The organism is Undibacterium sp. Di26W, from assembly GCF_049340265.1.
GTDB lineage: Bacteria > Pseudomonadota > Gammaproteobacteria > Burkholderiales > Burkholderiaceae_D > Undibacterium.
The window spans coordinates 1-14,237 of record NZ_JBMPOR010000038.1; the positions used below are offsets into that span (position 1 = coordinate 1).

General features: G+C 52.3%; 11 protein-coding genes. 4 read left to right on the forward strand and 7 right to left on the reverse strand.

Annotation, left to right across the window (positions count from 1 at the left end; all coding sequences use genetic code 11):
- Positions 1 to 551 precede the first annotated feature (551 nt).
- Positions 552 to 1,007, reverse strand: a complete 456-nt coding sequence (locus ACO0LM_RS27295) for a MarR family winged helix-turn-helix transcriptional regulator (protein WP_423041878.1) — start codon at positions 1,005 to 1,007, stop codon at positions 552 to 554.
- A gap of 589 nt (positions 1,008 to 1,596) precedes the next feature.
- On the opposite strand from ACO0LM_RS27295, the gene ACO0LM_RS27300 reads away from it, so the two are divergent.
- The gene (locus tag ACO0LM_RS27300; protein WP_423041880.1) at positions 1,597 to 3,249 is read left to right on the forward strand and encodes a methyl-accepting chemotaxis protein; all 1,653 of its coding nucleotides are present in this window, start codon (positions 1,597 to 1,599) and stop codon (positions 3,247 to 3,249) included.
- Positions 3,250 to 3,256: 7 nt separating this feature from the next.
- On the opposite strand, the gene ACO0LM_RS27305 is transcribed toward ACO0LM_RS27300, so the two are convergent.
- Positions 3,257 to 5,926, reverse strand: a complete 2,670-nt coding sequence (locus tag ACO0LM_RS27305; RefSeq protein ID WP_423041882.1) for a glycosyl hydrolase 115 family protein — start codon at positions 5,924 to 5,926, stop codon at positions 3,257 to 3,259.
- Between the two features lie 210 nt (positions 5,927 to 6,136).
- Between ACO0LM_RS27305 and ACO0LM_RS27310 the strand changes: the two genes are divergently transcribed.
- Positions 6,137 to 6,739 (forward strand): SLATT domain-containing protein, encoded by a 603-nt coding sequence (locus ACO0LM_RS27310; RefSeq protein WP_423041884.1) that lies wholly within the window; start codon positions 6,137 to 6,139, stop codon positions 6,737 to 6,739.
- Positions 6,729 to 9,953 carry a hypothetical protein gene (locus ACO0LM_RS27315; protein ID WP_423041886.1) on the forward strand — a complete coding sequence of 1,075 codons (3,225 nt, stop codon included), beginning with the start codon at positions 6,729 to 6,731 and terminating at the stop codon, positions 9,951 to 9,953. The genes ACO0LM_RS27310 and ACO0LM_RS27315 overlap by 11 nt, the downstream gene beginning before the upstream one ends.
- A 760-nt stretch (positions 9,954 to 10,713) precedes the next feature.
- Here ACO0LM_RS27315 and ACO0LM_RS27320 read toward each other — a convergent pair.
- Complete coding sequence (locus tag ACO0LM_RS27320; protein WP_423041888.1) at positions 10,714 to 12,042, reverse strand: M20/M25/M40 family metallo-hydrolase; 1,329 nt, start codon at positions 12,040 to 12,042, stop codon at positions 10,714 to 10,716.
- An 84-nt stretch (positions 12,043 to 12,126) separates the two neighbouring features.
- Between ACO0LM_RS27320 and ACO0LM_RS27325 the strand changes: the two genes are divergently transcribed.
- Positions 12,127 to 12,291, forward strand: coding sequence for a hypothetical protein (locus ACO0LM_RS27325; protein WP_423041890.1), 165 nt, complete (start codon positions 12,127 to 12,129; stop codon positions 12,289 to 12,291).
- Positions 12,292 to 12,318: 27 nt separating this feature from the next.
- Here the strand turns inward: ACO0LM_RS27325 and ACO0LM_RS27330 are convergent, their stop codons facing one another.
- Genes ACO0LM_RS27330 through ACO0LM_RS27345 form a run of 4 tightly spaced genes read right to left on the reverse strand, consistent with a single transcriptional unit; the run spans position 12,319 to position 14,105 of the window.
- Positions 12,319 to 12,753, reverse strand: a complete 435-nt coding sequence (locus ACO0LM_RS27330) for a DUF1801 domain-containing protein (protein WP_423041892.1) — start codon at positions 12,751 to 12,753, stop codon at positions 12,319 to 12,321.
- Positions 12,754 to 12,778: 25 nt separating this feature from the next.
- On the reverse strand, positions 12,779 to 13,345 hold the full coding sequence (locus tag ACO0LM_RS27335; protein ID WP_423041894.1) for a cytochrome b: 567 nt from the start codon (positions 13,343 to 13,345) through the stop codon (positions 12,779 to 12,781).
- Positions 13,342 to 13,782 carry an SRPBCC family protein gene (locus ACO0LM_RS27340; protein WP_423041896.1) on the reverse strand — a complete coding sequence of 147 codons (441 nt, stop codon included), beginning with the start codon at positions 13,780 to 13,782 and terminating at the stop codon, positions 13,342 to 13,344. The genes ACO0LM_RS27335 and ACO0LM_RS27340 overlap by 4 nt, the downstream gene beginning before the upstream one ends.
- On the reverse strand, positions 13,782 to 14,105 hold the full coding sequence (locus ACO0LM_RS27345) for an ArsR/SmtB family transcription factor (protein ID WP_423041898.1): 324 nt from the start codon (positions 14,103 to 14,105) through the stop codon (positions 13,782 to 13,784). Before ACO0LM_RS27345 ends, ACO0LM_RS27340 begins: the two co-directional genes overlap by 1 nt.
- Between the last annotated feature and the right edge of the window lie 132 nt (positions 14,106 to 14,237).

Consider the following 14,237-nt stretch of genomic DNA (forward strand, 5'->3'; position numbering starts at 1 on the left):
GACGTTGAAGAGGTGGGGTGGGAGAGTTCTAATCGGGTCTGTCAGCTGAAACTGCAGATGCGCAGCGTTGTCCCTCCACCCCGACGCTTTCTAGTTTCTCAGAAATCGTCACTTATAACCATACAAGCGCAGCGTAATCGCACGTATGTTGTGCCTGAAAATGACGAAGACATTTCAAATCAGCAGTTAAGATAGCAAACCGTGACTCACATACGTACGATTACACTTCTCTAATCGTACCTACTGCATCCAGCCTGCGTAGGTGAGATTAGCGCAGCGTAATCGCACGTATGTCGTGCCCTAAAATGGCGAACACATTTCAAATCAGCAGTTAAAGATGGCAAGCCATGACTCACGTGCGTACGATTACGCTTCGCTAATCGTACCTACTGCATCCAGCCTGCGTAGGTGCGATTAGCGTAGCGTAATCGCACGTATGTCGTGCCCTAAAATGGCGAAGACATTTCAAATCAGCAGTTAAAGATAGCAAGCCGTGACTCACATACGTATGATTACGCTTCGCTAATCGTACCTACCACATCTGCTACCCATCAGGCATTCTTCAAAATCGCTGCACGCAAGGCCAGGATTTCTTCCTTCAAACCCTTGATCTGATCTGACGAACATTCTGTCGCACACATCACTGACACCGGCAGGGCCGCTGCCGCCTTGCGCATGTCATTGCCTGCTTTGGTCAACGAGATGATGACCTGTCTTTCATCGCTGGCGGCCCTGACCCTGGTAATCAGTTCCTGCGCTTCCATGCGTTTTAGCAAGGGCGTCAGGGTGGCCGAATCCAGTATCAGGCGGGCCCCGATGTCATTTACGGTTTGCTCATCCTGTTCCCACAACACCATCAGCACCAGGTATTGCGAATAGGTGATGCCCATGCCTTTCAACAGCTTGCGATACAGCTTGTTCATTGCCAGTGAGGTGGAATACAAGGCAAAGCACAACTGATCACCGAGCTGCGGTACGGACAGGGATTTGGTGTTGGTCGTTTTCATGCTTCGCATAATATATAGTGCACTATCTAATAGCAAGTTATTTTTTAAAATAATTTAAGATATCAAAATGAAACCACCAGGTTTTGACCGGAAAATCCTGCCTGTATCTTGTCACAAGCTGTATTTACCCCCGGGTTTTGGCTGTGGCGCAGCTCTTGTGGCGTGATCTTATGTGCAGCGCCAACCAAATTTTATAAGAACCTGTTTGCGATCTTACTGCGCGAGCGTGATCGGGGCTCATGCGCTGCTCAAAATGCTCATGTACTTAAGTACATTCCGCTTTTTGCGCTGCTCTTCACCCCGCTGACACTCGCTCGCTACAGATCGTAAACAGGTTCTAAGCCCGGCAAATGTTAAATCAGACTGTAATTCGTCAAGGATTGATAAATCAAGTGTTTCCTTTGGGAAATGGTTGATTTACTGGGATACTATGAATTGCCTAAAAAATGCGCAGTAGATTTCTTGTTGTACGTCAAACCCGTCGCCTCACTTATCCCTACACTGAAAATAGGGCCACTGTGTTTGTACGAATAAATGCCTCAGGTGTTTCCGCAAAGTGTCAAAAGTTGCTCTGCCTTAAGGAGGCAAAATGAAAACCACATTAAAAGCAAAAATGCTGGCCATTTTCGGCTTGATGGTCATGCTGATTATCAGCATCGGTGTTATTGGCCTGTATGGAATAAATGCATCCAACAACAGCTTGAAGACAGTCTACGAAGACCGCACTATCGCACTTGAGCAAGTATCCGACATAGATCGCCAGTTATTGCGCAATCGTTATCTGGTGTTGCAGGCACTTGCCAATCCCAGCCCTGAGAACATGAAGAAAGGTGCGGACAGCATCGTCGCTGATAACGTCACTATCGATAAAATCTGGGCTCAGTATGTAGCCACTTATATGACGCCGCAAGAAAAAATCCTGGCTGACCAATTCGCCAGGGACCGCACTGCCTACGACAAAAATTTTATTGAACCCGTCATCAAGGCCTTGCGTGATGGCAATGCCGACCAGGTGAAAGAGCTGGCCCAGGCAGCAGATAAAGACAAAGATGAAATCAACCAGACAATTTCTGCTTTGCGCAAATTGCAGGTAGATGTTGCCAAGTTTGAATATGAAAGTGCCAGCGCCAGCTACGCTGTCATCAGAATTATCGTCATCTTGTCTGTCGTGCTGGGTACCGGCATTGCTTTGACTGCGGGTATGCTGTTGATCCGTAATATTTATCGTCAACTGGGTGGTGAGCCGGCCTATGCCGCTGATGTAGTGCGTCAGATTGCCGGGGGTGATCTGGCAATGGAAGTCAGGCTCAACGCCAATGATGACAGTAGCTTGCTATCTGCCATGAGTGGCATGAAGAATACACTGGCGAACACGGTATCCAATATACGTCAGTCTACCGACACCATTGCCACCGCATCAAGCCAGATTGCCGCAGGTAACATGGATTTGTCTTCGCGCACCGAGCAACAGGCCAGTTCACTGGAAGAAACGGCATCGTCGATGGAAGAACTGACGTCTACCGTACAGCATAACGGTGACAATGCACGACAAGCGAATCAATTGGCCGTATCTGCATCTGCAGTGGCGCAGCAGAGTGGGCGTGTGGTGACGCAGGTGGTGCAGACGATGGGGCAGATTCATGAATCATCGAAAAAAATCGTCGACATTATCAGCGTGATTGACGGCATTGCCTTCCAGACCAATATCCTGGCATTGAATGCCGCAGTAGAGGCAGCCCGGGCCGGTGAACAAGGGCGTGGTTTTGCAGTAGTCGCTTCAGAAGTACGCAACCTGGCGCAAAGAGCAGCCGGTGCAGCCAATGAAATCAAGGCGCTGATCAATGACACGGTAGAAAAAGTGAATGCGGGCAGCATACTGGTCAACCAGGCCGGAGGCACCATGGACGAAGTCGTCACCAGTATCAAACGCGTGACTGATCTGATGGCAGAAATTACCGCCGCCGGCACTGAACAGGAAAACGGCATCCAGCAAATCAACCAGGCAGTGTCTGAAATGGATAATGTGACGCAACAAAATGCAGCATTGGTGGAAGAAGCGGCCGCCGCTGCCAGTTCACTGGAAGATCAGGCCTTGCAATTGGTCGAACTGGTGAGCGTGTTTAAACTGGATGCGTATCATAGCGCGCCTGTCGTGCCCATCAGCGCAGCCGCTGCCAAACGGGCTGCACGTAATGGTCATACGCCGCGCCCGGGTACGCGCAATACCAGACTTGCCAGCTGATGGCGAACTACGGCTGATTGACAGGCTTACGGTCAAGCTTACCGACAGACTTACTGACCGTCACCACGTCCGGCCCCAGATAGCCAGATGGCAGCTTGCCCTGATGCAGCACAATCTTGTCCACCACGATACCCGGGCGTATGCCATACACATGCAACTGATGTTTGCCTGCCGCCAGCGTGCCCACCGGTGCGTTGGCAATGCGGGTGGCATTCAATACCCCTTGCGCCCAGTCGGTGCTGCCATCCTTGACATCCAGTTGTACCAACTGTGGTGCGCCATCATCAATGGCGATGGCCAGTTCCAGTACCGTGCCGCTCAGGGGTTGGGTGGGGATGAGGTAGGCTGAAAACTGGTAGCTGCCTGCACCGTCTGTACCGTTCAGCGTAAATTCATAATCCAGGCGCGGTGCCGTGCTGGCTGCCTGCGCCAGCGGTATGGCAGCGGCAGTGGTGGGGAACAAGGCCATAGCGCCAGCACCAGTGCGGCCCAGGCCGGGTATCAGTTGCCAGCGCATAGTGCCATCGGCACGCTGATGCTGGAATTGTTCTGCTTCCATGGCGACGACTGATGATGTTGTCGATGCAGATGTAGATACCGATGCAGTTGCAACTGTTGCCGCATCCGGCGCGGGTGGCTGCCACTTGCTGATGCGCATGGATTTCCATTGATCATCTGCCGGTTCTGCGGCCATGATGCCGCGCCATTTGCCGCCTGCCAGTGGGCCGTTCCAGTGGGCGTTGATGGCTTGCAGTTCCTGGTCGGCGTTGATGGCCGCAGCGCGGTTGCCGCGTTCGGTTTCAAAATAGCGCTGATTTGCCAGGGCCGATGCCTGTACCGGGTAAGCCACCAGTTCAAAAAATGCATCCTGCTGATCTGCGCGCAAATGCTTGCCAACTTTGTCGACGCGGCTTTGCAATTGCGCGAATGCTGCCAGCCTTTGTGTGATTTCGGCAGGGCTGAGCGCACTGGGGCGCGGGCTTTCTTTGGGCAGCCACCATTGCAGGTGTTCTGGCTTGCGCTGGTAATTCAATTGGTAATACTCGCCCATGATGGCGGCAATCTCGCTTGCCTGTACCGTGCCAAATTCACGCGCAGCCCATTGTTGCAGATAGGTAGGCAGTTGCGCCAGCGGCCAGCGCTGCATGTCCCAGGCCATTTGTAAAAAGAATTCTGTGCCGATTTCTGCCGGCTTCAGGTCGCCGACATTGGCTATCCATATGTTGCGGGCACCGTTATCATAAGACTTGCTCATTTCTTCCCAGATCAGGGCGGGGGGCGTGCTGCCCAGCCACAGGTAAGACAGGGGCGCGCCCAGGTAAGACAGGTGGTAATACACGCCAAAGCCACCAGCGCGCTTGCTTTCTTCGGCAGTGGCAAAGCTGCGCACGTAACCAAAATTGTCATCCGGCCAGATGATGGTGACGTCGTCCGGCACCTGCAAGCCCTGGCGGTACAGCGGCAGCACTTCTTTGTACGCACAAAATACCTGCGGCACCTGATTGACATCGGCGTTCACATACTTGTTCAACAGACGGCGCTGGTCGCTGAAAATGGTTTCCAGCACCTGCCGGCGTTCTGCATCTGTCTTTGGTCCCTGCATTTTGGAATCATGGATGCCACGCATGCCCAGGGTATAGATGTTTGCATAGCGGCCATTGCTGCGCAGGCGTTCTTCCCAATAGGCACGCACGCCATCAGCGTTGCTGACATAGTTATAGCTTTCTGGGGCAGCCTTCCATTCGCCGACATTATTGCGCAGCATGGGTTCGGCATGCGATGACCCCATAACGATGCCGTAATCATTCGCCAGCGCAGCATTGGCGGCCAACTGGTTGAAAGGCGGGCTGACGGCATGCATGGCAGGCCACAGGGTATTCGCCTTCAGCCGCAGCAACAGTTCAAACACTTTGGCATAGGTCTTGGGGCCTATACCCTTGTGTTCTGGCTCAAAGTTATTGGCTGCCCACACATGCAGGCCCCAGTCTTCATCATTGATGAAGATGCCGCGGTACTTGACCGAAGGCGGCCCAAAGCGCCGCGTGCCCGCCGCCATGTACAGGGCAGCTTTCTTGTCCGGTGCCACGTCGGCCCACCAGTGCCACGGCGACACACCGATGGCTTGCGACAATTCATAAATGCCAAAGGCCGTACCACGCGCATCACTGCCGACAATGACCACGGCACTATCCACACCCTGCGTGGGTGCGGTGACGCTGGCGATAATAAAACTTTCCCACGCGCCACGCAGGCTGCCAATATCCAGCTTGCCAGCCGCTACCAGTTGATCCAGCAAGGGGGATTTGCCCAATGTGCCAACCAGGATCAACGACGTGGATTTGATGGCAGGGGGCGAGCCAATATGCGCACGCCGCCCGGTGACACGCTCCAGGTCAGTAGCCAGGTCACGCGCCGCCAGTTCTACGACTTTGGCATCGCCATCACCCAGCACGATCTGTGTGGGCTTGCGGGCGTCGGATATGACAACCGAGCCAGGCAGGGCAACGCTGCTGATCCAGCCATCATTGGCATTGGTCTGTGCCTGCGCTTGCGTTACTCCGGCTACCAGCAAAGGCAAGGCGACCAGTATTGTGGAAAATGCGGTGGAAAATGCAGTGGAAAATGCAGTGGACAATCTGGTGAAAAATAAGCGGCGCAGTCTGGCAGGTGCATGCATGGCGGGTCGTCCAGTAAGAGGTCATATCCAACCCGCATTGTAGGAGATCGGTACCAGCCGGGGCGGCAGGTAGCCCCAGTATGTTGAAAAAATCGACAAGATGATTGCCGAAGGGAATTAGTTAATCCGCTTATGTCTGATTAACTTTTACATAACTACTTTGCTCAATTCATGTAGTATAGAATTGTTGCTAAATATGAAAGGAAAGACATGGAAGGCTCACAGGCTCAAACGATACCGACTGTAGTAACACCTGCACATAACTACCGTCGCATTTTGTTGGAAATTGAATTGCTGGAGCACGACAGTTTCCAATTTCAGGCCCAGCGCCACTGGCAGGCGGGCAGAAGCAATTTGCGTTCGTGGCAGACAGCAAACATGCTTGTCGTGATCATTAATACCCTTGTCGCATCGTCAGCCTTGGCGTTGTTCAAAAATGTGTGGGCTCCTGCTGTGCATGACTGGGCCATTGCTGGCCTTTCGCTGATAGCTGCTCTTTTGGCAGCGCTGATGCTCAAATTTAAGCCAGACGAAAACTTGCAGCAACTAAAAACCCAAGGAACCAAATTTGCACAAATTGCCCGCAGTGCCCGCCAGATCGCTGGTCGCCTGCACGATGGCATCTTGACGTTAGCAGAGGCTTGGGTTGAACTGCAAAAACTGACACAAGACTACAACAAACTCTGTGAAGAGGCGCAAAGTGCCAATGTCGGTGGCGATGTCACGACCCAAGTCTTGCACCGCTCAGAAGATGCGAGGAAGACGATTTTGGAAAAAATAAAACAGTGCCAGGAGGAAAACAATGCAGCCTAAAAATGGACAGCATCAAGGTTATCAGCACCGTAATGCCGGGCCACAAAACTCTGTCATGGCACAGGCGCTTAAAAAAAGCGGCGCTGTCGAGCAACGTATAGATGAAACGATTTCCATACAAGCCAGTTATGCGATTGCTTCCAACCTGGCGTATTCGCAGATCATGCATTTTCTAGATTGTAAGCGAACGGATCATGTGCCTGATGTGCTGAAGTCACTTGGGGAAGAGGTGAGCGGGCTGTTGACCCTGGTTACCTATCAACGTCAGTGCGCGGAAAATAAGCAGGCGCCGGATGAAAAGAAAAAAGCCGAATTGCAAGGTCAACTGACCACGTTCAATACTCACGAAAAAGGTTTCGAGAGACTTTGGGCAAGGCTCATGCGCCCATTGTCAGAAGCCAGGCGGCCTTATTATTCCAGTGCTGAACGTAAATTACTGATGTTTGAACTGATGATGCTTTGTCAGAATTTGCGCAATCTGTATAGCCATTGGATACCAGTCGAAGAAAAAAAAGTAAATGCTTTACGATTGACAGGTAAACCGCAATTCACGACATTTCTGGAATTTTTGTATGCGCAAGCTGGCAGTCGCTTGAGCTTGCCGCAATGGTTCTCTTTGGTAGAACGTAAAGCAGATCCGTCTGACGCAGAAAAAAACCTGTTTTCCCTCAATGAGACATTTGGTCCGGCTTTCATTTTTAGTTTATTTAACACCCGCAGCCAAGTGCAGAGACTGCAGCAGGGCTTGCGTCTGCGCATTAAGACAAGGCAACAACCACGCGCATTAAAGCGGCGTGAGAATCAACTTTACCTGTTCTATGCACGCCGCGACGGATATTCCGAGACACAGCTAGACCAGCATAGCGCCTTGTTGCGAGAGATTGTCGGGTACCTGAATTTACCGCCGCTGGAATCGGCAGTTGGACAAAAGGCAAAGCTGGAATGGGATGTCTTGCTCAAGAAAAAAATTGCCGACAACAGTAACAGCGACAACGACGCGACGCCGCAATTCCGGCGTAGCAGCAAGCACATGGTATATGCCTTGCAGACACTGGACAAACTGAAGCTACTGCCAGAATGGTCATTTGCAGGCCATCATCAACACGTCAATCATGATGGCGCTGATGAAGAAGATGCATTTTGGGAAAGCGACTTGCGCCCAGGGGACGAAATCCCTAGCAAACATGGCCATGCAGAACGTAGTAAAACGGGCATGCAAACACAGTACGGCCGTAACAAAAACACTGATCAGTCGCAGCGTTTTGTGTACGACCTGCGTGACCCTAATCTGCGTTTTCAACTGACACTGAACGGCAAAGCTGTAGTGGGCGTCATGCGCGAAAGAGATTTTTGCAATCTGGTGTTCTTCGCCCTAAGCAAGGTGGACGATGCAAAAAAAATCACAGCATATGCTTATAAATGGCTGGAACAGTATCAAAGTAGCTTAAGCTTAACGCATACAAGCGAAGCTTCATGGAGCGATATTTTACAAAACCAATCTGATTTGAAGGCGAAGCACTACCCTAGACAAATCCAGTGGAAAATTAAGGGTACAGGGCCAGACCTAAAGACACGTTTGCAAAACAGTGTAGCTGCCCGTCTGCAACGCTTGCAGCACATGGATCAATTATGTGTCTTGCCCAAACGTGATCAGCACGGTCGTAAAGAAGACCGCAGTGAAAGTGATTTGCCCAAGCATGAAAAAATCCACGAATTGCTTCATATGTTCATTCGCCATTTGAATGCCGAAGGGCGCAGTAAAGTTACGCAACGTGAATACAGTCACTTGCAACAACTACTCCTCAGCTATAAAGGGGCTGATGGCTATGGCGAAATTGAAAGTATCAAAGCGGAAAGTATAGACGCCGAACTTAAACATGATCGAGTGTATACAGACAAAGCGAAATTTTGGCAGCACTTGCACCACACCTACACACCCAATCTGGTGAATACGACAGATAAAGCGAAAACCCACCCCATCTGGGTACATTGCTTGGTCGAAGGTAAGGCCAGGGATCGCTCAGGTAACGAGCGCCCGGTCAAGAATATTCCTGGGTTAGACAAGCTTTTCAAGCGCGTATTGCAGGATGAAATTCAAGACCTGCTGCGTGTGCAAAAACGCATAGGTACGGCGGATTGCAATGAGACAGAACTAAAACAAATCGCTTTTTGCCTGCAAGTGAGTCTTATGGATGAGCGCCATACCGGCGACGCTGCGCCAATGCCTGAACAAAAGGGTGAGCAAGAAAAGGCTTCCCCCCAATTTGGCTATGCCAAAGCCCGCCATGATGCCCTGCGCTATAGCGTGCTTCCAGCCAGCATTTGTCAACAAGCCCTTGGTCTGGCTTGGGAAATGCAAATTGCCATCAACAAGCAGGGGCAAGAAAACCGGTATCCTGGACTGGCACAACAAATACGCGGCCATGCAGGTAGTCGCACGCTGAGGGCAGAGTTTTATCAGCCTGGCCTCGTCATGCCGCAAGTACAGGCAAAATTGCAGAGAGCAGGGCGACTGGATTGCCTCGCCCCTGGCGAGAAAAAGCTATGGAAAGAATGTGTAAAAAACTTGAATGACTGGCATACCCACGACAAACTCTGCCTGCTCATGGTGGAACAACTGGCAAAACAGGCACAGATTCAACTTGGTACAGGCAGTATTGCAGATTACTATAGCCAAGCAGTGCTATTGGAGAAAAAGGGCCCCAATCATCAAGGCCAGGAAGTAAGTGTTACGTTTAAGCTATCCAATTCCTTGCAATCTACCCGCCACTGGTTTGCCTGGTCTGCAACAAAACTCGAACGCGCTTTATGCTGGCATTTCAAGGACGGTGTCACGGTAGATTCAGGGGAATTGCAGCAAATGATGAACACTTATCAAACACGCTCAAAAGGGGTGATAGAGCAAGTGTTGACGCTAGAAAAATCTGTGTTAGAGCGATTAGAAGCTAGGAAAAATAGTGAGCTTATTGTGCAGGTCAAAAGGGATGGTTATGTGCCCTTCAAAACCATCATGAGCCAAGTAGTGGGGTGGAATGACCAGCAACGTCAGGCACTGATTCACTTGCGGAACATGGCCTTGCATGATGGCTTGCCGCAACATAAATTTCTGAAAGACTTGTATTCGGATGCAGCTTACAAGCAAGCATGGCTGGATGCCAAACAATTGGGTGAACCGCAACTAGATCAGATAAAAAAAGCCATGCAGACAGGGTAGATGTGAAGAACTGCAATAGAAATGCAGATGTGAACTGGGTGAATTTTTTTTGCCAAATCAATAAGTTATTGAGGGAACGGATGTACTAGCCTCTGATTGGAGAGGTGACGACAACTACGCTCAAAAGGCGGTCTTTAACGGTGTTGGTGTACTAGCCTCTGATTCGAGAGGTGACGACAACCAGATTACCGATCTTGCTATGCCCGAAATTGGTGTACTAGCCTCTGATTCGAGGGGTGACGACAACTTCTCAGCTTCTCGCCAGTTTTTTGCCATTGGTGTACTAGCCTCTGATTCGAGGGGTGACGACAACTCGTGCCCTGGTTGACCTTCCCGCATTGTTGGTGTACTAGCCTCTGATTCGAGAGGTGACGACAGCCACATAGCGATAACAGGTAACAAGGAACTCGGTGTACTAGCCTCTGATTCGAGGGGTGCCGACAACTCGATTTGCTTTCGATATTTCGGGATTTTGGATGTACTAGCCTCTGATTTGAGAGGTGACGACAACTCTTATTCTTTGGTTGATATGTTATTGACAGGTGTACTAGCCTCTGATTCGAGAGGTAACGACAACAAACTATTGTTTGAGTTGTTGATATTGACTGGTGCAATGGCCTCCGAATTGAGGAGGACAGCATCCAGAGGGGAAGGTATAAGAAAAGTGCGAGAGGTATGCTGGCCTCTGATCTGAGAGGCCAGGCAATCAAAAGCGATGGTCTTGCAGGAATGACTTTGCATCATTCCTGAATGTGGCAGGTCAGCGCGTCAACCTGTACAAATAAATCGCCGTCCTGATGGTAGCGCGTTGTATGGATTTGATGTCCAGGTCTTCATCGGGCGAATGGGCACCGTTGCCAGTGGCACCTAGGCCATCCAGGCTATCCACAAAAGGGGCGACGAACTGGATGTCGCCAGCGCCACGCAAACCCGGTGGGAAGGGGGCTATGGCACCCAGCCCGGCGTCTTTGCTGGCTTTGGAATAGATTTCCAGCAGGGCCAGGTTGCCGATGGTGGGGGACATGGGTGGGTAGTTTTCATAAAAGCTGATGCTGGCGGTGGTGCCGGGCAGGTTCTTGGCGACGATGTCGCGCATGCGGTCTGCCGCGCGCTTGCCCTGTTCGGCGGTCAGGTAGCGCAGGTCACCATGCACCTGTGCCGTCGGTGCGATGACATTGGTCTTGCCAAAGGCGGTGCCTTTGCTGCCCTGGTTGTCATAGCTGATTTCTGTGCCACCTACGATGTTGCCGGGGTTGAAGGTCAGGTCAGGTTCTATCAATTGTTCACGAAAGCTGTTGAGGATGCGTGCGGCTTCATAAATCGCACCGTAGCCGTTATGGCCAAATACGGCGGCAGAATGGCCTTGTTTGGCTTTGACATCCAGCACAAAGCCGCCCGAAGCGCGCCGGCCTATGGTGCCGGTGGCATTGCCCTGGCTATCAAGAGACGTGCCTTCAAAGGCCAGTGCCAGGTCGCTACGCTTGGCGGCATTGATCAAATCGGCACGTGAAGTGGCGATGGGGTGACCTGCGCTTTCTTCATCACCACTAAAAATCACCTGGATGCGGGTATTGTCCAGCGCGCCGATGGCATGCAGCGCACGCAGGGCTTCGATGATGATGACGTCGCCACCTTTCATGTCGTTCACGCCCTGGCCGCGCACCTTGTCGCCACGCCTGTCCCACAATTGCACCGGGCTGTCTTTTTCAAAGACGGTATCCAGGTGGCCTATCAGCAGCACCCGCTTGCCCTGCGTGCCTTCCCGTTCTGCCAGCAAATGCCCGGCGCGGTTCATGGCCGCTGGCATGTCTGACCAGCTGGTTTTAAAACCCAGGCCATCCAGTTCGGCCCGGTACAACTTGCCGACGGCCCGCACGCCTTCATGGTTGAGTGTGCCGCTATTGATGTTGACACTGCGTTCCAGCAATTGCAGGGCGGCGTCAGACCTTGCCTGCACGGCAGCGACGATCTTTTGCTCTGTCGGCGACAAGTCATCTGCCTTGGCTGCGGTGTGCAGGCCCAGGGCGGCCAGCAGGGTCATGGTGAGGAGGCTTGTGCGGGGCTTATGGGGCTTATGGGACTTGGACATGGGGTGGCCTTTTGAGGGGATTGACGATTGCTTCCAATAATAAACGGATTTTAATCGGCGTGAAGTAACGCCGTGTATGAAATTATGACGTGGGCCTACATCTTTGGGCTATTGGGGATATCCACGACGGTGCGCGTGGTGCACCCTACGAAGGTGTTTGCCGACCCGTCGCAAAAACTGGTGGGTGCGCCGCGCGCATCACTTTATGGCAAGGCATCAGCCTGGCAATTTGTGGCTGACGGGCCTTGAATAAAATTGCAGGCGAAGTGCTGGGGTTCAGGCCCTGGCTTTTTTTGCCGGTTTTATCTTGGTAGCGCTGTTCAGGGCAATCGCTGCGTGGATCAGTGCCTTGAAGGCAGCTTCGTCCACTGCTTCACCTGCGTGGATGTCGATGGCGCGGCGCACGTTGCCGTCCAGGCTGGAATTGAAGAGACGGGCCGGATCCGGCAGCGCCGCGCCCTTGGCAAAGGTCAGCTTCACCACACTCTTGTAGGATTCGCCGGTACAGATGATGCCGTCATGCGACCACACCGGCGTGCCCATCCACTTTAATTCTTCGACCACATCCGGGTCTGCTTTCTGGATGAGCTGGCGCATCTTGCCCAGCGTTTCGCCGCGCCAGTCACCCAGGCTGGCGATTTTTTCCGAGATCAGTTCAGATGCGGATTGATTTGATGCTGGCTGCTCTTGCTGCGTGTCTGCTTTTTTCATGATGTTATCCTGGGACGGTGGAATACTATTTTTCTGCAGAAGTGATGATGCGCTTGCCAAACCACATGCGGTGCAGCAGGCCGTCTTTCAGCACCAACTGATGGTAGAGCGCACCCGCAATATGGGCAGCAATCAACAGCACCAGCAAGACGGCAAGCACCGCGTGCACCTGGAATGACGGCAACGCCGCGAATCTGGGCAGCGGCGGCCCGTTCGGCAAGAAGGCACTGCTGATTAGCCAGCCTGTGATATAGCCACTGATGATCATCAGGAATACGATCGCATATAAACCAAAGTGGGCCAGCGAGGCCAGCCTGTCCAGCAGCGATGAACCGGTGGTCGCTGCTGCCGGGCGGGCGCTCCAGCGACGGATGATGACGCGCACCAGCATCAGCACAAGCACCAGCATGCCACCGCTCATGTGCAGCACCAGTACGTCGAGCTTTTTCGGATCGCTGTTTGACATATTCTCCAGCACGAAAAAGCCCACGCACAACAGGCCGATGATCAACAGCGCCACCAGCCAGTGCAAGGCCACCAGCACCGGCTGGTAACGTGTAGCGACAGGTTTGCTTATGACTGTGCGGCTCATGACAAACCTCCCGCTACACGATCGAGGTTGGCGAAGAATTTTTGCCAGCCGTATTGGGCACCCTGGTAGGCTTGTTGCTGATCTGGGCGGAAGCCTGATTGTTCCATGCGCAGATGGGTGCCGCTACTGGTTGCGGTCAGCGTCCAGGTGACCACGCTCTTCAGACCCATCGCTTCCCACGCATAGGACAGCGCCTGGTTCGGTTCCACCACCAGCACCTGGCAATCCACCACGCCCCAGTCTGCACTCAGTTTGAAACGATGACCGACGACCGCCTGGAAGTCATTCTTCATCAGCCATTCTTCGATCAGGTAACCCTGAGTCAGCGCCCGCCAGATTTTTTCAAGGGCATGCGGCATCTCGCGCTCTACCACCAGGGTCTGGGTGTCACTGGTGTTATTGGTTCTATTTGTGTTGTCAGTGTTGTCGGTGTGCATTATTGATCCATCCTTTTCAATAGGTCTTCCAAACGGTCGAATTTGTGTTGCCAGAAGCTCGAATAAAAACTGATCCAGTTCATCAGTGGTGCCAGTGCTTTTGGTTCGGCGCTGTAATACGTCTCGCGCCCGTCACGCCGACCTTGTACCAGGCCCACCTGTTTCAGTGCGTTGAGGTGTTTGGAAATGGCCGGTTGTGATACGCCAGACGGGTCAGTCAGCGCATGCACTGTCATTTCACCGCCTTTGCTCAAACGTTCAAAAATGGCGCGCCGGGTCGGGTCTGACAAGACTTTCAGAACGGCGGTTGGCTCGGCATGCATTGCAATTCCTTGTACTGGTAGTTGTCATTAATTAATCATAGCCAACTGGTTATGGATTGTCAAGGAAGGTTTTGAAACTATTTCGGCAGGTCGGTCAGCGCTGTATTGCCCGGCAGCTACGCAGGGTGGGGC